At 43.1% G+C, this 24,360-nt stretch carries 21 protein-coding genes and 1 riboswitch; of the genes, 7 read left to right on the top strand and 14 right to left on the bottom strand.

Features of this window, described 5'->3' with window-relative positions; translation table 11 throughout:
• Positions 1 to 4: 4 nt before the first annotated feature.
• Positions 5 to 721 (bottom strand): hypothetical protein, encoded by a 717-nt coding sequence (locus tag NQ117_RS21815; protein WP_258280129.1) that lies wholly within the window; start codon positions 719 to 721, stop codon positions 5 to 7.
• Between the two features lie 261 nt (positions 722 to 982).
• A complete protein-coding gene (locus NQ117_RS21820) occupies positions 983 to 1,699 on the bottom strand; it encodes a lysophospholipid acyltransferase family protein (protein ID WP_258280130.1) in 717 nt (238 codons plus the stop codon).
• Positions 1,700 to 2,085: 386 nt separating this feature from the next.
• Between NQ117_RS21820 and NQ117_RS21825 the strand changes: the two genes are divergently transcribed.
• On the top strand, positions 2,086 to 2,322 hold the full coding sequence (locus NQ117_RS21825; protein ID WP_258280131.1) for a DUF6953 family protein: 237 nt from the start codon (positions 2,086 to 2,088) through the stop codon (positions 2,320 to 2,322).
• Positions 2,323 to 2,413: 91 nt separating this feature from the next.
• On the opposite strand, the gene NQ117_RS21830 is transcribed toward NQ117_RS21825, so the two are convergent.
• Positions 2,414 to 7,615 carry a cadherin-like beta sandwich domain-containing protein gene (locus NQ117_RS21830; RefSeq protein ID WP_258280132.1) on the bottom strand — a complete coding sequence of 1,734 codons (5,202 nt, stop codon included), beginning with the start codon at positions 7,613 to 7,615 and terminating at the stop codon, positions 2,414 to 2,416.
• 226 nt (positions 7,616 to 7,841) lie between these two features.
• Between NQ117_RS21830 and NQ117_RS21835 the strand changes: the two genes are divergently transcribed.
• The 4 genes from NQ117_RS21835 to NQ117_RS21850 are packed head-to-tail and all read left to right on the top strand — an operon-like array spanning position 7,842 to position 9,911.
• Positions 7,842 to 8,309, top strand: coding sequence for a GNAT family N-acetyltransferase (locus tag NQ117_RS21835; RefSeq protein ID WP_258280133.1), 468 nt, complete (start codon positions 7,842 to 7,844; stop codon positions 8,307 to 8,309).
• Between the two features lie 18 nt (positions 8,310 to 8,327).
• Positions 8,328 to 8,834 carry a phage tail protein gene (locus NQ117_RS21840; protein WP_258280134.1) on the top strand — a complete coding sequence of 169 codons (507 nt, stop codon included), beginning with the start codon at positions 8,328 to 8,330 and terminating at the stop codon, positions 8,832 to 8,834.
• Positions 8,835 to 8,852: 18 nt separating this feature from the next.
• Entirely contained in the window at positions 8,853 to 9,353 is a 501-nt protein-coding gene (locus tag NQ117_RS21845) for a phage tail protein (protein ID WP_258280135.1), read from the top strand.
• 18 nt (positions 9,354 to 9,371) lie between these two features.
• Positions 9,372 to 9,911 (top strand): phage tail protein, encoded by a 540-nt coding sequence (locus NQ117_RS21850; protein ID WP_258280136.1) that lies wholly within the window; start codon positions 9,372 to 9,374, stop codon positions 9,909 to 9,911.
• 201 nt (positions 9,912 to 10,112) lie between these two features.
• Here the strand turns inward: NQ117_RS21850 and NQ117_RS21855 are convergent, their stop codons facing one another.
• The 8 genes from NQ117_RS21855 to NQ117_RS21890 all read right to left on the bottom strand — a co-directional run bounded on the left by NQ117_RS21855 (position 10,113) and on the right by NQ117_RS21890 (position 18,782).
• The gene (locus NQ117_RS21855; protein ID WP_258280137.1) at positions 10,113 to 11,342 is read right to left on the bottom strand and encodes an iron-containing alcohol dehydrogenase family protein; all 1,230 of its coding nucleotides are present in this window, start codon (positions 11,340 to 11,342) and stop codon (positions 10,113 to 10,115) included.
• 8 nt (positions 11,343 to 11,350) lie between these two features.
• Positions 11,351 to 12,187, bottom strand: a complete 837-nt coding sequence (locus NQ117_RS21860) for a MetQ/NlpA family ABC transporter substrate-binding protein (protein ID WP_258280138.1) — start codon at positions 12,185 to 12,187, stop codon at positions 11,351 to 11,353.
• A 45-nt stretch (positions 12,188 to 12,232) separates the two neighbouring features.
• Positions 12,233 to 12,901 carry a methionine ABC transporter permease gene (locus NQ117_RS21865; RefSeq protein WP_375163113.1) on the bottom strand — a complete coding sequence of 223 codons (669 nt, stop codon included), beginning with the start codon at positions 12,899 to 12,901 and terminating at the stop codon, positions 12,233 to 12,235.
• Positions 12,894 to 13,904, bottom strand: coding sequence for a methionine ABC transporter ATP-binding protein (locus NQ117_RS21870; RefSeq protein ID WP_258280139.1), 1,011 nt, complete (start codon positions 13,902 to 13,904; stop codon positions 12,894 to 12,896). Before NQ117_RS21870 ends, NQ117_RS21865 begins: the two co-directional genes overlap by 8 nt.
• Positions 13,905 to 14,018: 114 nt before the next feature.
• A riboswitch (SAM riboswitch) is annotated at positions 14,019 to 14,127 on the bottom strand.
• A gap of 106 nt (positions 14,128 to 14,233) precedes the next feature.
• Positions 14,234 to 15,109: a radical SAM/SPASM domain-containing protein gene (locus NQ117_RS21875; protein ID WP_258280140.1), complete on the bottom strand. Its 876-nt coding sequence runs from the start codon at positions 15,107 to 15,109 to the stop codon at positions 14,234 to 14,236.
• Between the two features lie 213 nt (positions 15,110 to 15,322).
• Positions 15,323 to 16,699, bottom strand: a complete 1,377-nt coding sequence (locus NQ117_RS21880) for a hypothetical protein (protein WP_258280141.1) — start codon at positions 16,697 to 16,699, stop codon at positions 15,323 to 15,325.
• A gap of 391 nt (positions 16,700 to 17,090) precedes the next feature.
• The gene (locus NQ117_RS21885; RefSeq protein ID WP_258280238.1) at positions 17,091 to 17,402 is read right to left on the bottom strand and encodes an SH3 domain-containing protein; all 312 of its coding nucleotides are present in this window, start codon (positions 17,400 to 17,402) and stop codon (positions 17,091 to 17,093) included.
• Positions 17,403 to 17,918: 516 nt separating this feature from the next.
• Entirely contained in the window at positions 17,919 to 18,782 is an 864-nt protein-coding gene (locus NQ117_RS21890; RefSeq protein ID WP_258280142.1) for a DUF6612 family protein, read from the bottom strand.
• A gap of 309 nt (positions 18,783 to 19,091) precedes the next feature.
• On the opposite strand from NQ117_RS21890, the gene NQ117_RS21895 reads away from it, so the two are divergent.
• Positions 19,092 to 19,670: an SLOG family protein gene (locus tag NQ117_RS21895; protein ID WP_258280143.1), complete on the top strand. Its 579-nt coding sequence runs from the start codon at positions 19,092 to 19,094 to the stop codon at positions 19,668 to 19,670.
• A 327-nt stretch (positions 19,671 to 19,997) separates the two neighbouring features.
• On the opposite strand, the gene NQ117_RS21900 is transcribed toward NQ117_RS21895, so the two are convergent.
• The 3 genes from NQ117_RS21900 to NQ117_RS21910 all read right to left on the bottom strand — a co-directional run bounded on the left by NQ117_RS21900 (position 19,998) and on the right by NQ117_RS21910 (position 23,586).
• Positions 19,998 to 21,116: a YncE family protein gene (locus NQ117_RS21900; protein WP_258280144.1), complete on the bottom strand. Its 1,119-nt coding sequence runs from the start codon at positions 21,114 to 21,116 to the stop codon at positions 19,998 to 20,000.
• 189 nt (positions 21,117 to 21,305) lie between these two features.
• A complete protein-coding gene (locus NQ117_RS21905) occupies positions 21,306 to 21,746 on the bottom strand; it encodes an OsmC family protein (protein WP_258280145.1) in 441 nt (146 codons plus the stop codon).
• A 115-nt stretch (positions 21,747 to 21,861) separates the two neighbouring features.
• Positions 21,862 to 23,586: a PucR family transcriptional regulator gene (locus NQ117_RS21910; protein WP_258280146.1), complete on the bottom strand. Its 1,725-nt coding sequence runs from the start codon at positions 23,584 to 23,586 to the stop codon at positions 21,862 to 21,864.
• Between the two features lie 171 nt (positions 23,587 to 23,757).
• Between NQ117_RS21910 and NQ117_RS21915 the strand changes: the two genes are divergently transcribed.
• Entirely contained in the window at positions 23,758 to 24,348 is a 591-nt protein-coding gene (locus NQ117_RS21915) for an ankyrin repeat domain-containing protein (protein ID WP_375163117.1), read from the top strand.
• The last annotated feature ends 12 nt before the right edge of the window (positions 24,349 to 24,360 follow it).

Here is a 24,360-nt window from a genome sequence, read left to right on the forward strand (position 1 = left end):
ATTTTTAATGATGCGTATAACCAAAATCATGACTAATCGTTGCGGTTTTTCCGTTCTTAATCTCAACTTTCCCAATCTTATAATTAAATATTTCTAAAAATGTCATTGTATCTTTAATCTGCTCTTCAGTTAATAATTGTTTAATTAAATCTGAATCTGCTTTAGGTAGTTTATTATCAAACTCACTTGTCGTTTTATGTGAGTTTATAATATAAATATATTGCCCTACAGGAATATCATTGATTATATAGTTACCATATCCATCAGCCTTTGCTTCATATACTCCATTGCCATGTACCAATTCACCTGTTGAACTTCCTGCCAACAAAGGAACATTATATTTTTCTTTAGGATTTGGCTTTAAGAGTACAACTTTAGCTCCGACATCAGGCTTGGTACCAATAACATCGTTATACTGCCATGTTATAACTCCGCTTATTGTCCCTGTCTCGTCAGTTTCATAATCATTCGAGTTACTTTCTTCACGCTGTTGCTCAGTTTCTTCTTCTATTTCTTGAGTTTCATTCTTTTTTTCTTTTACAGTGTCTGCGGATGGATCAGCTGTTGACTTATTCGACTCCTTTTTTGAGTCCGATTGCGCAGATGTGGCCTCTACTTTTGCTGATGAAGCATCGTTAATTTGTTTCATAATTACGGTAACGACAAGAACATTTAGGACGACTAATGTTGCGATTACCATACCAAATATTGCTTTCCTCATTATGACAAGATCCCCCTATAGTAGAAAATACCTATATAAATAATAAATGAATATATACATATATTATCATTTATTTATACATAGTCCTATATCGGTGCCAATGTTCGGAAATTGAATGGCATTTTCTGTGTCATGTAAAAAAAGCCTGTACATGCGCATCACGCATATACAGACTTTAGTTATAGTCCTGTAGGCACCTATATAAACCTCTGATTGGATAACAAGCAATGATTAATATCGCCAACTATTTTTAAATACTAACTAGCCAGCACTTTCTATCATCGTTCTTACTCGCTCTGGCAGTTCAGCCATCTCTTCTTTAGATAGACCCTCAACCTGCACAGGAGGTAGAATCGTTAGCTCTACTTCTGCTGGAGAAATCCAGAATCCGTTAGCCTCCATGAGCTTATAAGAACCCGAAATACGTATCGGCACGATAGGGGCGCCCGTCTTCGTTGCAATGCGGAAAGCGCCATTTTTGAATTCGCCAATTTGATCACTTTTGCTGCGTGTTCCTTCTGGGAACACAACTACTGAGTGACCGTTAGCGACAAGCTCAGTGGCTTCCTTCAAGCTGTTCATTGCCTGACGCATATTGTTACGGTCAACAAATATGCAGCGGAACAACATCATCCAGTCACGGATAAGCGGCAACTTGCCAATCTCTTGTTTAGCAAACATCGACTTCGGGTTGCCAAGATGTCCAAGTAATATCGGCACATCGAAGTTCCCTTGATGGTTCGAAACATATACCGCTGATTCAGCAGGCAAATTTTCCTCTCCACGCACCGTCACTTTTGCTCCTGCCACTCGCAGTAAAGAACGCGCCCATTTTACAACATGCTTAGCTACATGGGCATCAAGTTCTTCTGTTCGGCCTTCTCGCTGCAGCCTCTTCGCTTTGTTAAGGTGAGGAAGCAAACCTATTAAGTAAATCCAGAAATAGATGAACCATACTATGGTGCGGATAATCTTCATGAAGTCCGTCCTTTCAATTGATGTACTCCGAGTATAGCACGGCTACGGCATTTATGATTTAAGGAAATAAACGACATTTGCTTCGCCTTCTGATTTTCTACACGATTGTTGATCAGTAATCATGTACCGTGATGACTATAGCATATTACCAGCCATAAATGCAGGCTGAATTGGTAAACCTTCATCATATTTATACGAAATTCGATTACACTCGACGTATTTATCATGAATTCATATCGATGGCTGTCTATTCTCTTCCGTATTGAATTGATTTGTTCGTAATGCAACGATATGATGAGTAAGTTGAGTCAGAGGATAGGATCTCATTTGTCCCACATATAAATGAGCGAAAGATTGATGTACGATAAGAAAGAGGTGCCATATTGATGGAATATACAGCAGAACAAGTTGCGGATTGGATGTTGAAGGAACTTCAATTTTCAGGCGTGCTGCACCAAGACCACGCAGTAGCTTACATTCGTGAGCATTTTGGCGAGTCTTTTATATATGCACATGAGAATGGAAATGTATCAATTCAAAAAGAAGTAAAGAAAGCATTTAAAAAAATGCACTGTGGTAGAGCCGCATGGGATCGCGATGGCTTTTTCTGGGGTTGGACGTAAATCAGGGATTCCTCGAGCATGCCTAGGAAATACAAAAGCGCTGTTGATTATTGGCATGAAGCCAGTCAACAGCGCTTTTCATTTTTTATTGTTACTGCTTAAGCCATACTTCCTGGCCATCTTTTAGCACGTATCGATGAGCCGTTGAAGCCTCCATAATAGCGTCGTATGCCCAATAAGTTGGGTGGACATCTTTCCATTTTGGCAGCGCATCTATAGACGAAGCCGTACGTCCAAGTATCTTATTGATTAGCACAACAACCTGCGCTCGTGTCAGGGATTGCTGTGGACGATACGTTCCATCTGGGAAGCCTTTCAATAGGTTAGCTTCTGAAGCTGTTTTGATATACTCCTCAGCCCAATGACCTTTCACATCTGTAAAGCTTAATTGGTAAGCACTACTATTCTTCAACTGCTTTAGCTTGCTCACGATAATAGCAATTTCCGCACGCGTCACAATTTGCTCTGGATGAAACTGGCCGTTTTTATCACCGATCATGAGCTTGCTTTGTGCAACTGCAGTAATATGTTTACTCGCCCAGTGCGATGCTTCTACATCCGTAAATGCCACATTTGCTGTCTGCTGTTTATTCTCTCCTGCTTGAAGGAACAGACGAGCTAGTATGGAAGCAAGTTCAGCCCTCGTAATTCCTTGATTCGGTCGGAACGTTCCATCTTTATAGCCAAGTATATATGGTACATGTTCCTTCGCTTCATTAATCATACGGATATCTAATTTCACAGCCGTATTTTTAACGTGAATGGATTGTTCGGATTGTTCCTTGCGGCTGTCATACGTTTTAAATCCTTCTTTTTCAGCGATGACATAATAATCGCCTTCAGGGAAGAGCAGCCAGCCGAGTTGACCTTCTGTATCACTGTACTGGACATTCTCGTTATATGATAGTTTCTCAGCTTCGATTCTTGGTAGCACCACTTGAGTACCTGGAACTCTGCCTTTACGTTTGTTAAGCTCCGTATCGGCCCAATATAAGCTCACCTTAGCTCCAGCAATAGGCTGTTGCGTTTTAGCATCTCTTACGATGCTAAATGGATCGATGGCTTTTACTTTCATGACTGCCTTATCTGAAGAATGAACAACTAGCTCGCCTTCTGTACCTGCAAGTCTTTCCCCATTTGCTGATGTTACAAATAAATATACGCGATACGTGCCTGTTGATAAGGGCTTAAATGTAAAGGTACCATCAGACGAGATCACAATACCTTGCTGCAGTTGTTTGTTGCTAGTTGAATCGTAAATATCTGCAGATAATGGCAGGTTGGCACCAATTAAATGTCCGACAGAAACTTGAAGTATCGTACCATCTGCATCAATGACTTGAATGCTGCCTTTACTGTCTTCTGGCGTGTGACCACCATTGGATCCACCATTCGATGCTGGAGCTTCACGAGTAAGTGTGACTGAGTATAGCTTCGATGATCCATCTTGTGCGGTAACGAGTATCGTAATCGGATTCGCTCCGACTTTTAGTGCAACTTTCACTGCACTTCCGTTCGCTGCTGCCGCTCCGTTTATCGTAATGGTTGCAGTTTTGTCGTCCTTTGCAAGTGCACTTACGTTAATTTCATACACAGCATTCGTAACCGTTGCTGTGTAGTTCGTTGTACCAGATGAGAATGACGGACTCAACGTTCCTGTACTCAGCGTCAAACTGCTTAAGTCTGTATTGTTTGATTGTGGCGGCGTTGATCGCGTAACCGTTACCGTGTACGTTTTCGTCGTGCCATCCTGTGCGGTAACAAGTATGCTAATCGCGTTTGCTCCGATGTTGAGCGGGACTTTTACAGCCGTTCCATTGGCTGCTCCCGTTCCGTTTATTGTAATCTTCGCAGCTGCATCCGCTGCTGTCGCGGTTACGTTCACATCGTATACAGCATCCGTGACGCTTGCCGTGTAGTGAGTTGTTCCCGCTACAAATGTTGGGCTAAGTGTTCCAGCGCTTAGAGCTAAGTTGCTCAAGTCCGCATTGCTCGACTTCGGCACCGCTCGCGTTACTATCACCGTATACGTCTTCGGCGTTCCATCTTCCGCTGTCACGACTATCGTTATCGGGTTCGCTCCTACATTCAACGACACTCGCGAGGCACTTCCACCTGCCACCGCCGCTCCATTCACCGTTACGCTTGCTTTGCTATCCACTACCGTTGGCGTCACGTCCAACTCCGTTACACTGCTCGCTACATTTGCTGTGTAGCTCGTTGTGCCAGATGCAAACGCCGGACTCAATGTTCCCGCACTCAGCGTCAAATTACTCAAGTCCGCGTTGCTCGACTTCGGCACTGCTCGTGTCACCGTCACCGTATACGTCTTCGGCGTTCCATCTTCCGCCGTCACAACTATCGTAATCGGATTTGCTCCTACATTTAACGGTGCTCGCGCTGCGCTTCCGCTTGCTGTCGCCGCTCCATTCACCGTTACAGTTGCTTTGCTATCTGCAACAGTTGGCGTTACATCTAACCCCGTGACACCGCTCGCCACGTTCGCTGTGTAATTCATCGTTCCTGCTGTAAACGTTGGGCTTAACGTTCCGGCGCTTAGCACCAAGTTGCTTAAGTCCGCATTGCTTGACAATGGCACTGCTCGTGTCACCGTTACTGTATACGTCTTCGGCGTTCCATCTTCCGCCGTAACGACCACCGTAATCGTGTTCGCTCCTACATTCAACGATACTCGCGAGGCACTTCCACTTGCTACCGCCGCGCCATTCACCGTTACGCTTGCTTTGCTGTCCGCAACGCTTGGCGTCACGTCCAACTCTGTTACACTGCTCGCTACATTTGCTGTGTAGCTCGTCGTGCCAGATACAAACGCTGGACTCAACGTTCCGGCACTTAGCACCAAGCTGCTCAAGTCTGCGTTGCTCGACTTCGGCACTGCTCGTGTTACCGTCACTGTATACGTCTTCGGCGTTCCATCTTCCGCCGTCACGACTATCGTTATCGGGTTCGCACCTACATTCAACGCCACACGCGAGGCACTTCCACTTGCCACCGCAGCACCATTCACCGTTAAGGTCGCTTTGCTATCTGCTACTGTTAGCGTCAAATCCAACTCCGTTACACTACTCGCCACATTTGCCGTGTAGCTCGTCGTGCCAGATACAAACGCTGGACTCAACGTTCCCGCACTTAGCGCCAAGTTGCTCAAGTTCGCGTTGCTCGACAACGGCACTGCTCGTGTCACCGTCACTGTATACGTCTTCGGCGTTCCATCTTCCGCCGTTACGACTACCGTAATCGGATTCGCACCTACATTCAGCGACACTCGTGATGCACTTCCACTTGCCACCGCCGCACCATTCACCGTTACGGTCGCTTTGCTATCTGCTACTGTTGGCGTTACGTCCAACTCCGTGACGCTGCTTGCCACGTTTGCCGTGTAGCTCGTCGTTCCAGAGGCAAACGCTGGGCTCAATGTTCCAGCGCTTAGCGTCAAACTGCTCAAGTCCGCGTTGCTCGACTTCGGCACTGCTCGTGTCACCGTCACTGTATACGTCTTCGGTGTTCCATCTTCCGCCGTAACGACTACCGTTAGTGGATTCGCACCTACATTCAACGACACTCGCGAGGCGCTTCCACTTGACACCGCAGCACCATTCACCGTTACGGTCGCTTTGCTATCTGCTACCGTTAGCGTCAAATCCAGCTCCGTTACTCCGCTTGCCACGTTTGCCGTGTAGCTCGTCGTTCCAGAGGCAAACGCTGGGCTCAATGTTCCAGCGCTTAGCGTCAAGCTGCTCAAGTCCGCGTTGCTCGACTTCGCTCGCGTTACTGTCACTGTATACGTCTTCGGCGTTCCATTTTCTGCCGTCACGACTACCGTTATCAGGTTCGCTCCTACATTTAACGGTACTCTCGAGGCACTTCCACTTGCTACCACCGCTCCATTCACCGTTACGCTTGCTTTGCTGTCCGCAACGCTTGGCGTCACGTCCAACGCTGTTACGCTGTTTGCCACGTTCGCCGTATAACTCGTCGTTCCAGACGCAAACACTGGACTCAACGTTCCGGCACTTAGCGTCAAGTTATTCAAGTCCGCATTGCTCGACTTCGGCACTGCTCGCGTTACTGTCACCGTATACGTCTTCGACGTTCCATCTTCCGCCGTTACGACTATCGTTATCATGTTCGCCCCTACATTCAACGACACTCGAGAGGCGCTTCCACTTGCCACAGCCGCACCATTCACCGTTACTCTCGCTTTGCTATCCGTTATCGTTGGCGTTACATCCAACTCCGTTACACCGTTCGCCACATTCGCCGTATAGTTTGTTGTGCCCGCTGTAAATGTTGGACTCAACGTTCCCGCACTCAACACCAAGTTGCTCAAATTCGCATTGTTTGATAAAGGAACTAATTGCGATACTAGTCTTCCATTTTCCCCTACCGCTATAAATCTCCCATTCCCAAATGCAATATGATTAAAATAATGAGGACTTCCCGGGTCTTCTGGAACCCAGTTAACTCCGTCAGAAGAGGAAATAATGGAGTCTCCAACCGCAATAAATTTATTGCCGCCATATGCTACACCGAAAAAAGGCATACCAGCAAATGGTGATGTTTGTTGTGTCCATGTACTCCCATCACTAGAAGTGAGCAGCAAACCGTTAATGCCAACTACAACATACTTACTATCCGCGTACGTTACCCCGAGCAATTGTCCAGCCGTTGGAGATGCTACCGGTACCCAATGTAAGCCATCAACAGAAGTATAAATTCTCCCCCCCTCTCCAACAGCTACAAATTTTCCTCCCCCATAAGTAACCGCATTCAAAGAAGTAGCACCTTGTTTTCTAGCTGTCCAAATATTCCCGTCACTTGAAGTTAGAATCGTACCGTTTGCTCCTACAACAACATAAATACTTCCATTATGAGCTATCGATCTTAAATGATCCGATACATTTGTCGTTTTCTGGATCCATGTTTCCCCATCCACGGATGTATACATCTTGCCAGCATCACCGACAATAACCCACTGATTCCCTGCATACAATACAGCCTGCGGCGATATCACCAAAGCTTGCATGCTCCACGACACACCATCTGTAGACATAATAATTTGCCCCTGATTGGCCACTCCTACCCAACGCCCGTTACCATATGCAATATTATTAATGTCTTTCGTCGTTTCTGAGATATGAGGAACCCAACTCGAAGCCGCCTGCACATTTCCGTTCCAAGGCCCTATACTTCCCGTCAAAATAATTGCAAAACTAAGCAGGACAATACCTACACCTCGCCAAAAACGAATCTCATTTCCCCTTCTCCTCATTGACCCGTTCCACCTCTTTCCCTTCTAGTAAAATCCGATACAAAATGACAAAAAGTTAATATGTCGGATATGACATATTACATCTTTTTCCAGTTTCTTCTCTGTCATTATATATGACTTTTCTACTAAATACACGTTAAAAATGTTGTTGATTTGACTTATCATTGTGATATATTCATAGCAAGCCATCTACAAATTTCACCAATTTTCCACAAGAGGTGCCCTAATGTACTACACGCAAGCAGGCCCAGAAGATGAACCTTTTCTATTTCAGTTGTACAAAGAAAGTCGAATGGATGAAGTGCAATTATGGGGATGGGAGGAATCAGCACAAGACGCTTTTCTTCACATGCAGTGGATGGCGCAAAAGCATTCCTATGCCGCACAATACCCACATGCTGAACAACTTATTGTAAATGTAGAGGTTGTTCAAGTGGGTCGTATCATCGTCTCGCGTTATGATGATCACAAGATCGTGCTCGTGGACATCACGATTTTAAAGCAGTACCAGAATCAGAAGATTGGAACCACCCTACTTACCGAATTGCAGGCAGAAGCCGCTTCTACTTCCAAGTCCCTACACCTTTCCGTCCTGCACAGCAATCCTGCATTAAAACTGTATGAACGTCTGGGATTCAAAAGAACCGACAACAACGGACTATACTACTCTATGGAATGGAATTTACACAATTAAACATGAGGTGATGTACAAATGAGCGAGCCTTATTTAGGGGAGATTCGCATGTTTGCCGGCAATTATGCACCAACTGGCTGGGCTTTGTGCAACGGACAACTGCTCAGCATTGCTGAGAATGAAGCGCTGTTTATACTAGTAGGAAATACCTATGGCGGGGATGGACAGACTACTTTCGGCCTGCCTAACTTGCAAAGTCGCATTCCGATTCATAGGAGTACTAAGTATCCGCTTGGTAACTTAGGTGGCACGGAAACAGTGACCCTTACAACAGGCCAACTGCCAGCACATACGCATTTAGCACTGTCAGTCGAAACGACTGGGAATACTGCCTCGCCTGTCAATGCCTTGTGGGCAGGAGCACCAACAACTAACTTTGGACAGGGTCAACAAGGTACCCTTGTTCCTATGAATGCACAATCTATTACACCTACTGGGGGAAGTCAGCCCCATGACAACATGATGCCCTCTATGACGATTTCATTTATTATCGCAATCTACGGAGTATTTCCAAGTTCTCAATAATAGAAGGAGTGATGCTCAATGGCAGAACCATTTTTAGGGGAAATACGACTGTTCCCGTATAATACGGTACCTCGGGGCTGGGCGTTATGTGACGGCCAAATACTAGCTATCCAATCAAATCAGGCATTATTCTCTTTGCTTGGCACTTATTATGGCGGAGATGGAAGAACTACTTTCTCTCTTCCTGACTTGCGCGGCAAGGTTTCCATCCATACCTCAGCACAACTCCCATTTTCTAGAACGGGTGGCGAAGACACGCATACGTTAACCATTAACGAGATGCCGATGCATAATCATCAAGTACAAGCATCATCCAGTCCTGCTTCGATCACCTCCCCCCAAAGCAATGTGTGGGCAGAAGCAGCTCATCTTTACGGAACATCCATAGATCATCCGAAACCGATGAATCCGCAAGCTATTGGCAATGCTGGACAATCGCAGCCTCATAACAATATGCAGCCTTATATGGCTTTTCATTACTGTATTGCTATAAATGGCATCTATCCACCTAGAAATTAAAAGAGAGGAGATCGAATTATGGACCCGTATACTGGAGAAATTCGTATATTTGCAGGTAACTACGCCCCGGCTGGTTGGGCATTATGCAATGGACAACTGTTGCAGATTCGACAATATTCTGTACTGTTTTCTATCCTTGGCAATCAATACGGCGGTGATGGAAGAAACACCTTTGCCCTACCTAACTTAATGGGGAAAGCCCCCATGCATCAAGGTCAAGGACATGGGCTGTCACATCGCACTATTGGGGAAGAGGCAGGGACTCCTGTGGTGACTTTGCTGCAAACTGAAATGCCTACTCACAACCATATTCCTCAAGCTGCTAATCAAGTCGGTGATACGGAGAAGCCGAGTAATCACGTATGGGCACAAGCTCCTAAAGAAGGCAGACCTGGTCGCGAAAAACAAGAACCGTTGTATAATGCAACCGCGAATGCAGCGATGTCGATATACGCTCTGCAAACATCAGGTGGTACTCAGCCGCATAACAATATGCAGCCATACCTTGTACAAAACTATATCATTTGTCTCAATGGAATATTTCCATCGCGCGGCTAACTATTAATTACCTATAGTAAAAAAATAAGGCAAGGCCTCCTTCTACTTAGCTAGATAGGATGCCCTGCCTCTTTCTTTGTACAATTAAAATGACATGTCGATCAGATTATCTCTTCGTCCAGAATAACCCTTGCCCTCAGATGCAACACGCCCAAATATTTTTACGGTGATCACCTATCTTATCGTTTACCCGCTTCGCGCTTACTCCCCGGTGCTAGCACTATCAAAATGTTGAGTTACTTGCTCTAAACGTATAATCGCCTCATATACTGACTCCGCCGTTATTCCATCCCACATAAGATGAATAGATTCCTGCGGATTCGTCGTTCCAGAAGCCACCTTTTTCAACAATGCTTCGTCTTGAATAGATAACCCTAGATCAGACAAGCGGTAAGGAAGCTCCAAGTCTTGATAGAAGGATAGCAGCTTTTCTACTTCTGCTACGTTCCCCTCCAATACCAACTGTACGAGAATACCATACGCAACTTTATCACCGTGCAGCAAATGATGGGTAGAAGAAGCAACGGTCAATCCATTATGAACAGAATGCGCACCTGCAATGCGTCCTAGATGATCGCCAAAGCCTCCAACCATCCCACCTGTCATAATAATGGTCTCCAGCACCTTCACAAATGCAGGAGATAGTTCCCCGCGCTTCGCATCTTGAATGCTTCGCAAGCCATCTTCCAACAATACGCTGTGACACAATTGAGCTGTTAGATGAGCAATTTGCACGGCAGCAACAGGCTGTTTCAAATTCCGAATAAGCACATCTGCCTCATACCATTTCGCTATCGTATCCGCAATGCCAGCACGCAAATAATCAACAGGTGCTTCTAGTGAAATACGAGGCTCCACAAGGACCATCAATGAGCTTTTTGGAAATATAACATAGTTCGTAAATTGCCCCTGCTCGTTATAAAATACACTCAATGGTGTCCACGCTGCGCAATTGGATGCCAATGTCGGCACAAGGATGACTTCAAGCTGTGCTTCATAGGCTGCTGCTTTGGCTACATCCAGCACTTTGCCGCCACCGATCGCAACCATTACATCTGCTCGCTCATTTCGAGCAGCTTGTGCAAGCCGCTCAGCTTCCTCTAACGTGCATTCGCCCTGATAAGGAACATAGATGAAGGAAAGGGACGAATCATCCCGATCCTTTACTAGTTCATCTATCAATTCTTCACTCAGCCCATGCTCGAAAGCACGTTGCAGCTCTTGATCCTGGTTTTGCTCCTGTGCTTGCTTCAGTTGTGGCAAATAAGGCTGCGCCGCCTTTAAAGAACGCTCGCCATGAATGACGAGCACTCTTCGAAAGGCATAGGGCTGAAGCAATGACTCCAGCTTGCTTAATATCCCGTCTTCACAATAGTAAAGAGCAGGCGCACCTCTGACGACAATTTGTTGTTCCAACGCTGACGCTGTCACGATGTCACTCACTTCCTTTTCAACATCCACTCAGGTTTGCCAAAGCCTTTGAACTGCTCGTCAATCGCTTTCTCAAATTCCGGTGATTCTACAGCTTCCTTCAATGCTTTTGCAAATGTCTTGTCTAGGTCAGCTGTGTTGACAACGACACGGTTGCGGTAGTCATCCGGCATGTTTTCCAACTGCAGCGCCTTTAGCAAATCCATTTTCGCTGCAAGTGCAAAGTTACCTGGAACGAGGGACAAGTCAACACTGTCCAGTGCACGCGGCAATTGTCCCGCTTCAATCGGTTGGAAGACAAGCTTCTTTGGATTATCCTTCACGTCTTTTTCAGATACACGCAGCGGATCAACATTGCTGTCTACTGTAATCAAGCCTGCATCTTGCAGCAAGCCAAGCGTACGAGCCAAGTTCGTTGGATCATTTGCAACCGCTACTGTACTTCCCTCTGCAATTTCATCTAAAGACTTGAACTTGTTCGAATAGATGCCCATTGGCGCTGTCGGTACGATAACAAGTTCAGACAACTGGAGGCCATTTTCTTTTGCGAAGTTGTCCATGTAAATTTTGTGCTGGAACAGGTTCGCATGCAATTCGCCATTGCCAAGTGCACGGTTCGGCTGAATATAGTCACCAAATTCGATAACTTCGATCGTATATCCCTGTTTCTCCATAATCGGCTTAATAACTTTCGTTACCATATCACTGTACGGTCCAGCTGTCGCACCAATCTTCAACGCTTTCGTATCTTCATTTGCAGAACCAGCCTTGTCCGATGAAGAACCGCAGCCTGCCAGCAAGCCAATCGTTAAAATGACGGATAAAATAAGTGCAAATTTTTTCATGATAATACCCCTCCACCTTTTATTAAACCGCAAAATATATGTGCCTTAACGCTTGTCTACTTTCTTCGCGATGAAGTCACCGCCGTATTGAATGAGCTGTACTAAGCAAATAAGAATGACAACCGTTGTAAACATAATCGTATCGTCGTAACGATTGTAGCCAAAGCGAATGGCCAAATCCCCGATACCGCCGCCGCCAATAATACCAGCCATAGCCGAGTAGGCAACCAAGCTAATCGCCGTAATATTGATCCCTTGGATAATGCCCGGCTTTGCTTCAGGAAGCAGCACATCTTTAATAATCATCCATGGTGTTGCGCCTATTGAAACCGCAGCTTCAATGACTCCTTTATCAATTTCACGCAAAGCTTGCTCTACTAACCTAGCAAAGAACGGAATTGCAGCGACCGACAATGATACCGATGCTGCCGTAGGACCAATCGTTGATCCTGTAATCATCTTCGTGAGCGGGAACAACAGCACCATCAAAATGATAAATGGAATCGAACGAATCATATTTACGATGAAGCCCAAGATGTTCTTCAGCACGATATTTTCCAGAAACAGACCACGATCCGTCACGAACAGTACAATTCCAATCGGCAATCCGACCACAATGGCTGCTGCAAGTGAAATCCCTACCATGTAAAGCGTCTGGAAAAATGATTTGTTAAGATCAGGCAATATTTCAATCACAGATGAAAAATCAAACATGATGCAGCACCTCCACACGATGCGTTCGCTTCGCCATATAATCGATCGATCGCTGTACTTCAGCATTGTCTCCGATTAGCTCCAAAATAAGAATGCCAAGCGGATTATCATGGATGTACTCGATCTTGCCATGCAAAATGTTACCCCTAACATCAAACGAACGCAGCACTTCCGTAATGACCGCTTCTTCTGCTTGCGGAGCGACAAAGTGAATTTTGACGATCGTCCCTTGGCATTGCTTCAACATGCGTTCCGGCAGCTCGAATTGGAACAAGCTCTTCATAAATGATTGTGTCGTCGGATGCTTCGGATCAGAGAACGTATCATATACTTTCCCTTCTTCGACGATGATGCCATTTTGCATAACCGCCATCCGATCACAAATGTCCTTCACAACTTCCATCTCATGTGTAATGAGTACTATCGTAAGCTGAAGTTCTCGGTTAATCTTTTTCAACAGTTCTAGAATTGACTGTGTTGTCTCTGGATCAAGAGCAGAAGTCGCTTCATCACATAAAAGTACATGCGGATCATTTGCCAATGCCCGTGCAATACCAACGCGCTGCTTCTGTCCACCGCTCAACTGCGCTGGATATGCATCTCGCTTATCTGCGAGCCCAACCATTTGGAGCAATTCGCTAACACGTACCTCTATCTCTTGCGGAGACTTGTGGTTTGCTTTCAGTGCAAATGCTATATTTTCATAAACTGTCTTCGCACGAATGAGATGAAAATGCTGAAAAATCATCCCTATCTTCAAGCGTGCTTGGCGCAGCTGCTCTCCCTTGAGCGTTGTCAGATCGACTCCATCTACAAACACATGCCCGGAAGTTGGCTCTTCCAGTAAATTGATGCAGCGCAGTAACGAACTTTTGCCTGCTCCACTACGACCGATGATACCGAAAATTTCTCCTTTATTAATCTTCAAGGAAACATTATTAACGCCGAGCACCGTTGCCTTCTTGCTTTTGTACTCTTTTACGAGATTTTGTATCTCGATCATCTCTCTCACCCCATTGCTTCATTCTCGCTGCTTAGCCAATACCGCGGAATAGTCCCTTTGTATACAAAAAAACCTCTTTCGCTAGAGAAAGAGGTTAGACTTGTGTCATTGGCTAACTTATCTCTCAGAATGGTTCACATTCCGTAGGATTTAGCACCGTTTACTCGATGGTAAGGTTGCCGGACGTCGTAGGGCCTATTCCCTCAGTCACTCTTGATAAGGTAAAAATATGAAGTTGCATTGAAAGAAATATTACACACATATGAAAAAGTTGTCAATCAAAAATTTTAAATAAAGTCGATCGAAGTTAAATCGCTCACATCGTCTGATTATGTTCCGAATCGTTGTCTATATCCACACCTGCGACACAATTCTTCTACTGCTTCACGGTTGGAGAAACCGTAATACAGATTGTTTGCCCGTTCTCCATCGATGATTTCTGTAAATGTCTTCTCATGCACATTGCCCAAATTGATGACACCTTCGCCATCCAGACAGCACGGCACAACCGTTCCATCAACGAGTACAGCCGCTTGGCTGCGCAGCGCATAACAGAATCCTTTGCCATCATCTTCTGGTGCATCGAGGCTAGGCCATTGGAATTCATGGTCTTGATTCAAATAGATACGATTCGCTATTTTAACACCGCTGCCGGGAACAATTTTTTCCTCAATCTTAAAGTCGAGATTGAATTCCTTCTCCAATACTTCTAATGTTTCACGGTTGCGCTGCTTCTCCAGATTGGTCATATTATCCTGCGTCAAGTTCCACAAGCGGAACGAGAAAATAACTTTATGCTCTTCTGCTTCACGAACGAACGAGAGAATTTCACGCAAATATTTCTCCCGATTCTCAGAACCGATATGACCATCAAAGCTATGCAGCGAGAAGTTCATCTGACGCAGCGCAGGCTTGCCGAGCAGCTTATGTTTATTTTTCGTAATCAACGTTCCGTTCGTCGTAATATTGACTTTAAGCCCTTTCGCATGTGCAGCATCCAGCAGTTCATCAATCTTCGGATGAAGCAAAGGCTCGCCTTTAACATGAAGGTAAATATAATCTGTATGCGGCTTTACTTGTTCAAGCACTTGATTGAACGTATCGAGCTTGATGAAACCTTTCGCCCTTTCGGTAGGTGGGCAAAAGGTACAAGCCAAGTTGCATACGCTCGTAATTTCGATGTAAACTTTTTTAAATTGTCTCAACTGTAGTTCCTCATTCCTCATATGTCTCTATCTATGTGTACGAATAACGTTATTTTCAAAATGACTACCCCTAACTTTACTATAGTCTGGCTGTAATATGAAGTGTACGGCTTTTATCTGGCTTTACATACAGCAAAAAAGCCCGAGCAGTTGCTTCTGCTTGAGCTTTTGCTTAATGCCGCCTTATTGTGCATAGAAACATAATTGCTTCTCTTACTTACCTACGCGAAGCAAACTAACCTGCTTGTTGGTGTAGTTATACAACAATACTTGTGTAGAATCTGTCCATTCCAGCCTTGTATGATCAGGTACGGTTACTTGAAGGATGTTACGGATCGGTTTCAATGCACCAATATAATAGTGTTTTTTATTATTTGCTGCGCTCCAGTCACGTGCCAACTTCTCTGTATAAAAAGTTCCATCTGCAAAAACAGTCATTCCTTCACTCAGCGATTCCTTTGCCAGCTTAACTGGCTTCATCATCTTGCCGTTGTTAATCTCTGCAAGCGTAGCGGCTTTGTAATCCACTACATACAATCGATCACCTATAATTGTATAATAGATAGAATCTCGGTCTGGCGCCGCTATATTATGCATCCACAGCAATCTACCATGCTTAGAAAATACACTTATTCTTTTAGAGCGAGGCGCCTGCTCATTTACCGAATTATAAATATCTGCAAATACAACAAACTTTCCATCCGGCAAAAATCGAGTTCCCCATGCGGCTTCTACTTCATTTTTTTTCAACTTACCTTGTTCTGTTTTGTATGTATAATTCCTTAGTACTTTATCCGCTTCATCTCGCACAGCAATCGTATATTTTGTGAAATTCTGATCCCACTTTAATAAATACACATATTCATTATTATTAAAATGCATTAATATACCGTTACGCTCTGCTGTTTTTAATAGCTTTCCCGCGCTATCATAATATCTCAAAGTCGTTTTATTGGACTCCAAACCTAACGAAGATGCTGTCATTAATCTTCCATCAGATAACAGCCAGGGTCCTTCCTCTGCAAAATCATTACTATTGGATGCTGGAGTAATGATATTCCTCGTAACTTTACCCGTTGACGATTGTATCGTTAGCAGCGCATTGCTCACCATTTCTCTATCGGTGTAGCTATGTCCCGATTCGCTAGTCTTTGTAATACTTTTGTAAATAACACCAGATATAAAAATTTCTCCATTACGCTGAATCTCCAATTCCTCTGTGAATGTTTGATATTCTCCCTCGAATATCCCCGCCAAAGAGATTCTCCATGTTCGCTCGCCTGTTGTAAGATCATAACTAGCTAATCCTTGTTCTTTACTTGATGTCTCGTACAAAACGATCATCATATTTCGTTTCTTATCTACAACGGTAGCTTCGATCTCCCAATCTTTTGGAAATTGAAATTTCCATTCTGTCGAATAGTAAGCAGGCTTCATCTTGCCTGAACCATCCGCCTTCTTAATCGTGTAGGCTCCTGCTCCTCCCTTACTACTCGCACTTGCCACCTCGATTGGTACAAAAGAGGCCATTATTACGACTAATAACAGAGTTAATCCTGTGCGAAGCATACGAAACTTATTTCTCATCATACATCCCCTTCTCACTCATGATGTAATTGAACTACAACTGCTAGCGAACTTAACACACTAAGGCACTAAAACAACTTTTGACTGGGCATTTTTAACACGCAACTCTTAATATATCGGTTTTATTTCGTAAAATATAGTCACGATTCAAAAAAACCGCCAAGCCTAAATGGCTCATCGGTCCCTACATTTGTATGATTACATTAAAAAAGCTAGAAATAAGTCCACAGATTTCTCTGCTTCTCATTTCTAGCCTTTGTTTACAGCGATTAAATCATGTTTTACGCTACGGCCCCACTATTTTAGAACTTCTAACGATGAGAATTAAAGGAATGAAGTAAAGAGTTAAAGAAGAAATGATGAGAAGATTCTAGAAGATTTTTTCAAGAGGAAATTAGCAAAGAGGTACAACTGGACCGTCGGAGCCCGTTTTCACGTATGTGTCAGAGATAAATCCCCATTTGTCATTGTAGAAAGCACGATTCCAAATGTTGCTCGTTCCATACTTTCCTGTGACAGTTTCTCCTCTAACATAACAACGAACATACACATTTTGTCCACTCGGAACAGCGGTAACGATATTTCCTGAGGTTGTTGCTGCAGCACGAAGATTAACTGGGTTACCGGAGTTCGTATTTACTTGATACCATCCCGCTGCTGCATAAATTGTAGTGGCAGAAACTAAAGAAATAACTGCTGCAACCATAGTAGCTTTCCACTTTTTAGAAATAGCCATAGATACACACTCCCTAGAATATTAGTTTTTGTTAGTACAAAATTAAAACAAAAATCCTAAGTAGTGGAGCCGTGATCATAGTATATCTATTCCCAAATAATATACAATAGTATTTCAGAATTATATAATATGTTCCTCATTTTGACCTATTTTATGACCTACTATTATAGATCAATGGTTAAATAGAATGAACGTTATAGTAGTTAATGTGGCATATAACCTAGTAATGATGTACATCATAGTATGCCGTATTTCGCGGCACTACTTGGTTCCTGACACTCGAACATCGATACTAGTTCAAATAGCCTCTTGCGCTTGATGCTTCTCCCTGTTATTCTCTTGGTATTTGTCTCGCTGTGTCTCATTGACTCAATACCTGATTCGTTTCTCCTAAAATACATATCTTCTCTAGCTCATTTTGTTCGCTGCTATTCTTGCACAAAAAAACCGCCAAGCCTAATAGGCTCAGCGGTCATATTGGTCTTATTATTGTGTTTTCGCGCTATCAAGTACCTCTTGTGGCACTTTAATTTCGCCAATCTCATTATGCTTGGAGAATGTTGATTTCATATCCATAACCAAGCTCATTTTTTGCCCGCCTTCTTCCATCGTCAAATCCATAACCATGTCAGACTTCGTTGGCAAGTATGTTTCTTTATTCACAGCAAATGAAAGCTTCACGCTCTTAATGTTCATCTGCTCAATCATTGCTAACATTTGTGGATCTTTACCACTTGCAGATTGGCTCATAACTTTCTTAACCATTTCCTTCATTCCGTCACCAGACAACTCAGCATTCATCACATACTGATCGCCTTCTTCCGATACTTTCATATCTTTTGCAGCAGAACGGAAAGCTTCAAACTGCTGTTCTGGGCTAATTTGCCCTTGTACTTGAGCCAACAATTCAGCTTCAGCATCTTTAGGAATCTTCACCCAAGTGCCATCTATTTCTGCAAACATACCTTCTTTGGCAATATATTGTTTAATGTTTTGCTCTTGACCAGCCAGAGACATTTTCATTTCTTGGTAAAGATGCATAGGGTCTTTTGTAATCTCACTCTTCAATGAGATATCTACCTTTTGCTCTTGCTTCTGATCGCCTTCACCAACGATAATATTTTGACTAATCGTACCTTCCATTGCAAAATTTTTGGATGTCTTACCTGCTTCAACTGTCTTCGTGATAAGTTCTTCAGCCGTTGGTAGTGCTGCAGCTGGCTGCTGTGTCTCTGTTACAGCTGGCTTATTGTCTGTAGTTGTGCTACCACTTGCCCCTTTGTCACTGCCACAAGCTGTAATGCCTAATACGAGAATTGCGCTAAGTAGTGCTACTGTCCATTTCTTCAAAACAAGTTCCTCCCAAGAGTTGTATTCACCTAATATTACCCAATCGACCGATAGGAACACAGGTAATTAAGGCCTAACAAGACAAAATCCGAGTCCTAAATATGTGGTTACTTGGAACTATTTACCTTGCCCTGCAGTTTTCATATGGGCTAAAGAACTGGATATCGGCACAATTTGTTGCAAACGAAGTATCATTATCTCCTTGATTTCCATCCTAATAGGGATAAACTGTATACAGCTGTTTGCAGTACATTATAATAATATAAGTTTACTAGAGGAAATCGATCGTTAGGTTGGAGGAAACTTGTAGTGAAGAATCTGCTTATTACTGGCTATCGTGCTCACGAGCTTGGCATTTACAGTCAGAAACATAAAGGAATCGCTTATATTCGCAAAGCGATTACAAACCGTTTAATCCCACTGGTGGAAGAAGGCTTAGAGTGGGTCATCACCCCAGGACAGCATGGTGTCGATTTATGGGCCATTGAGGCTGCAATTTCACTTCGGCAGCAATACCCCCATCTGAAATGCTCAATTATTACTGCCTTCATTCAGCCTGATCCGCAATGGAGCGATGATAAAAAAGCAGCCTATGAGCAAATTTTACAGCAGGTTGACCATTATGCAGCAGTAAGCAACGGGCCCTACATTGGAAAATGGCAGTTCATCGCTCGTGATGATCTTTTATTTCGCAAAACAGATGGGATATTGCTTGTCTATGATGAAGACGCTGCAGAAGCCAGCCCTAAGTTTGTGAAGGAACGAGCATTAAAAAAACACACGGAAGATGGCTATCGCTACCTCTCTATTGGTTCAGAAGAAATTCAAGCCGTAGCAGAAGAAGAGCAGCAATTTGAATATGTGGAACAGGAATATCAGGGGGAGTAAGTAAATCACTTTACAAAATTTTACCTGTTCCTGCTCTGTAACGGACTCAGTAACTTAGCATGAATAATAATTTCGCTAAGCAGTAGGAAGGAATACCATTTCTTCCCCTTCACACAGCTTTCATGATGTTATCGTTAAGGAACGTATGGGGTGAAACCTAACCCAAGTATAGCTAGTGTTAGACTATCCAAACCGGAGCGATTATAATACGAGAAACCTAGCTACTATTCTGAGATTATTATCCCCCATGCGCTCCATCTTGAGAATAAAGAACATACCTAGGCCCACAATAATGGAAATATCTTCAGATATCATTAAGTAGTACTACTATTTTTGTTTAATTACTTCTAGAGAAGCAGGGAACATGCCAGAATCCATCTTTATGGTCTCTATCACCTTATTACTGTTTGTATTAACAATACTAATAGAGGAGTCACGATCATTAAGTACGAATAAATATTGATCGACTAGTACTAACTCTGTAGGGCTTTTAAATCCTTTCAATTTTGAAATAAGTTTCTTATTTTTCGTATCAAACACTGTGATTTGACTTCCATTCATATCGCTGTGTACCGATTTATCATTGTGACTGATGTACGCTGTTCCTTGATTGTTAATAACAATATCCCTAGCACCCGGATCGAGGGGGAATTCCGAAACCAAGTCCCCACTAGTACTGTACCATTTTAATTTGGATGTTTTAAAATCTGTAGGATCATCTTTAATGGTAATTACAAATATCCCCTTATCATTTACAGCCAATCCCTTAGGATTCTCTAGCTTTCCAGTCGATCCAACTATTTGGGTTTGTCCTGTAATTCTGTTAATAGACAAAATATAATTATCCGGTACATCTTTATACCCCATCTTGTTTGCAACTGTAACGATCACATATAAATAGTCACCATGCAATTTATAAAATAGCGCTGCCCCCTTAATCATTACTTTTCCGATTTCTTTATCAAGTTTCGTATCTATTATCGCCATAGGTATGCCGTCTTTTTTAGGTGTGAACGCATACGCAACATACATTTTGCCATACGCTTCATCCCAAATCATCCTATTAGGTCCTGTCATATTGGTATTAATTACATTAGACTGAACGCCTTCTTGAAATACCTTGATACGCTTATCTGAACGACCACCAGTCCGATCATAAATCGAGGCATATATCTTTTTATCCCCCACAGATTCTATACTATGTAATATACCTCCATCATCTCTAATTTTGATTTTAACTGGGGTTGATATTTTAGCATGCTCAGTACCAATATCTAAAACTTGAGCAACAGTTAGATTACCACCAGTATTAAGATAAATGTCGTAAATAGATTCATTTAATAGAGCCTTGATGTCTCCTTTAGGATCGGTAGTTACTTCACTTCCACAAGAGCTTAAAAACAATACTAGCAACAAAGTTGTTAATAACCTGTTCCATAATTTCATTGTCCACCCTCCTAAAATACAGATAAGGAATGCGCATCAAGCGCATTCCTTATCATCTTACTCCATTTATGCCGAATGTTACCTCCATGGATACTCCTGACGGTTTGTATACTATATATCTAAACCAGCACTACTTTCTCGCACTCTGTTAATGGATTCGCTACCTTTACGAGTTCAGGGGACTGCACTCTATTCTGCAATAATTTTGTTCAATACAAGCTTCACAGGATCATGAATCGTATCGCCTACAGGACAGGTACGCTCTATAAATGCTACGAATTCCTCTAACTGCTCGTAGGACGCGTTGCTTTTGACATGAATGTTATACCGTATCTCGGAATAGCCGCGCCGTACATCGGATTTATTCATAAATCCGTCGGTATCTAAATCCCCTTCAACCTCAACCCAAAACTGCTCTAATTGAATGTTGAATTTTGGTGCATACACTCTAGCTACAATGGATTGGCAGGCACCCAAAGCACAGAGTACTAATTCTACAGGATTCATCCCTGTATCTGTTCCGCCTAAAGATTGAGGCTCATCAATGGTGAGTTCAAAATGTCTAGACTTTGCTTTTACAACCATTCCATCTTGCAAATGTGCAGTTGCTTTAAACGTTTCGACTGGCATTGCAGCACCCTCTTTTCCACAATTTAGCTACTATTATATCATAGTTAGAAGGTAGGAATAGTTAAGATCATACAGAACTCCGAACTTTATAGCGAAAACGCCACGTTGTCGATAATCACAAATGTTCCGAGCGATTGTTAATAAGCGAAGCTTTATTTAGCAGCCTGTATATTTTCAATGCTAGTTGAATTTGCAGTAGTTCTTCCGCATTCTTCAGATCGGAATGCAGCAGTTCCTTAATCTTGTCGATGCGGTAGATGAATGTATTGCGATGGATAAACATCGCCTTGGACGCTTCACTCACATTCTGATTGTGCATAAAGTAATGCTCCAACGTTGTCATAAAGCTTGTCCCATGAGCCTGATCATGCTCATACACATTCCCAAGCCGCTTCAAGAAGAAGTCCTCCATCTCCATATCCTTAATGTTCGAGTCCAAGAAGTGATAGACTGAATAGTCTTCAAAATGTGATACTTCCCTTTTATCATCAAACTTCTGGATCAGCCTGATTGCTTCATGTGCCTCCGAGAAACTTTTATGAAGCGCATGTATCGTTCTGTACTGTCTGCCTATTCCAATAATAAAAGACGCCTGCTTCATCTTCCTAGTCAACGTCTCATGAATCGCGTTTGCGTACCTTTTCGCTTCACTTACCGTTATCGCAGGTCTTTGTTCATTTTGCCCAACCAAAATAATAACTCGGTTGTTTCGATAGAAGCATGTAATGTCACCGTCTGCCCTGCTCGAATATTCATAAACGGCATCGACACATCGTTTCGCCATATGATCCAATTCATATTTTCTAACAACCATATCTTCGTGTGTTTCCAACTCGCTCCGTTCAATCGTAATGACGATGCAGTAGTACATATAATCAGACCGTAATCCATGCAGATCACATAGCGTCTGGATCGTGTCTCTTGATGTTATTTTTCCTGTAAGCAAATCATCAAAGAAGTCCTGCCTAATCTTCAGCTTCACTTCCTCGATTTCCTTCGCCTTAATTCTTTCGAGCGCCATAATCGTTGACGCCTGTTCCAACACAATATAGTCAAACTCCGCCAACTCTTGTACCGTCTGCCAGACGACAATGTAGCCATACGTATAGTTCGCGACGGCCACAGGCAGGATGCGGCACTTAATTTCGAGTCCTCGTGTATAGTAAATCCGTTTAATCGATTTTTTAATTTTGCTAATGTCTTTCGGTACCGTATCTGTAAATTCCCTTGTAAACACAGGTCTGTTCTTACTCAGGTCAAGATAACTTTCCAGCGGTACTTGATTATGTTCGAGATCGGTGTAATAGAGCAAATTCCAGTCTCTATCTAAAAAGATGATCGGATTTTGAATCATCTCAGATAGCTCTGATGAGATGCGATCGATCCCGCCACCTTCAAGCGCGATTCTAAACAGAACGTTATGCATATCCAACGTTTTCCGGTTCAACAAATCGTATCTGCCAGAAGCTTTTTCATTGATGATAGCGATAACTTTAGACAACGTATATTCAAATGGAAGCTCCAATAACGGCAGCCCATATTTGTTCGCCTGGTCAATCATATTTTGCGGAATCTCATCAAAGTAGCGTTTCGTCTTAATGCATAAGCCAGAGCAATTAATTTCAGAAAGCTCCTTAATAAGATTGTTTTGAAGCTCTTCATTGTCCTTAAAAATATAGCCTGTAGACAGCAGCAGTTCATTAGAAGTAAGCCAATCGAATGAATCTGGATTTTCAATAATATTTACAATGGATACGACATTGTGAATGCCTTGTTCCCCGGCAACTATTTTGATTCCATCAATCGATTTGATTTGGAGCAGATCTTTTATGGTCAGCACTTTGTGTCACTCCTTCAACAGCAGCTTACACGAATTATTGTGCACATTGCACAATCTAACTCTTCCCTTTTCAGACTCATTATACAATGACCCCTTCCAATATCCCATCTACAATAACGGTGTAAGAAAGATTTATCACCCTGAAGGAGGCGTACTATTTTGGACAACAACATGATTCTATCTTTTCTCGAAGCAGCTAGCAAAGGTGATGTAGCAGCATTACAACAGCATCTAGATCAAGGTGTAGACATTAATGCTCGCAACAAACAAAAAAGGACCGCCATTTTAGTTGCTGCGATGAATGATCAGCTAGACGCAGTCCAGTTTCTCATTCAAGCAGGGGCAGACATTGATTTGCAAGATGAAACTTGTTTCAATCCTTTCCTATACGGCTGTATTAACGGCAAGCTGGAACTGATCAAAATAATGATTCAAGCAAACACCAACATCGAGCTATTGACGCGTTTTGGCGGCGTAGGTATAACTCCAGCAAGTGAAAAAGGTCATGTCGAAGTCGTTCGTGAGCTGCTCACGACAACAGATATCAATGTGAATCACACGAACATTTGCGGCTGGACTCCACTAATTGAAGCAATCATTCTCAATGACGGCGGCGAAAGACAACAAGAGATTATTAAAATGCTTATCGAACACGGCGCAAACGTTCACATGGTAGATAAATATGGCGTACCGCCAATTGAACTTGCTAGACAAAAAGGCTTCAAGGAAATCGAGCAAATCTTATTGCAAGCTGGAGCCTAATTCACAATTGGA

The organism is Paenibacillus sp. SC116, assembly GCF_024733555.1.
Lineage (GTDB): Bacteria > Bacillota > Bacilli > Paenibacillales > Paenibacillaceae > Paenibacillus_B.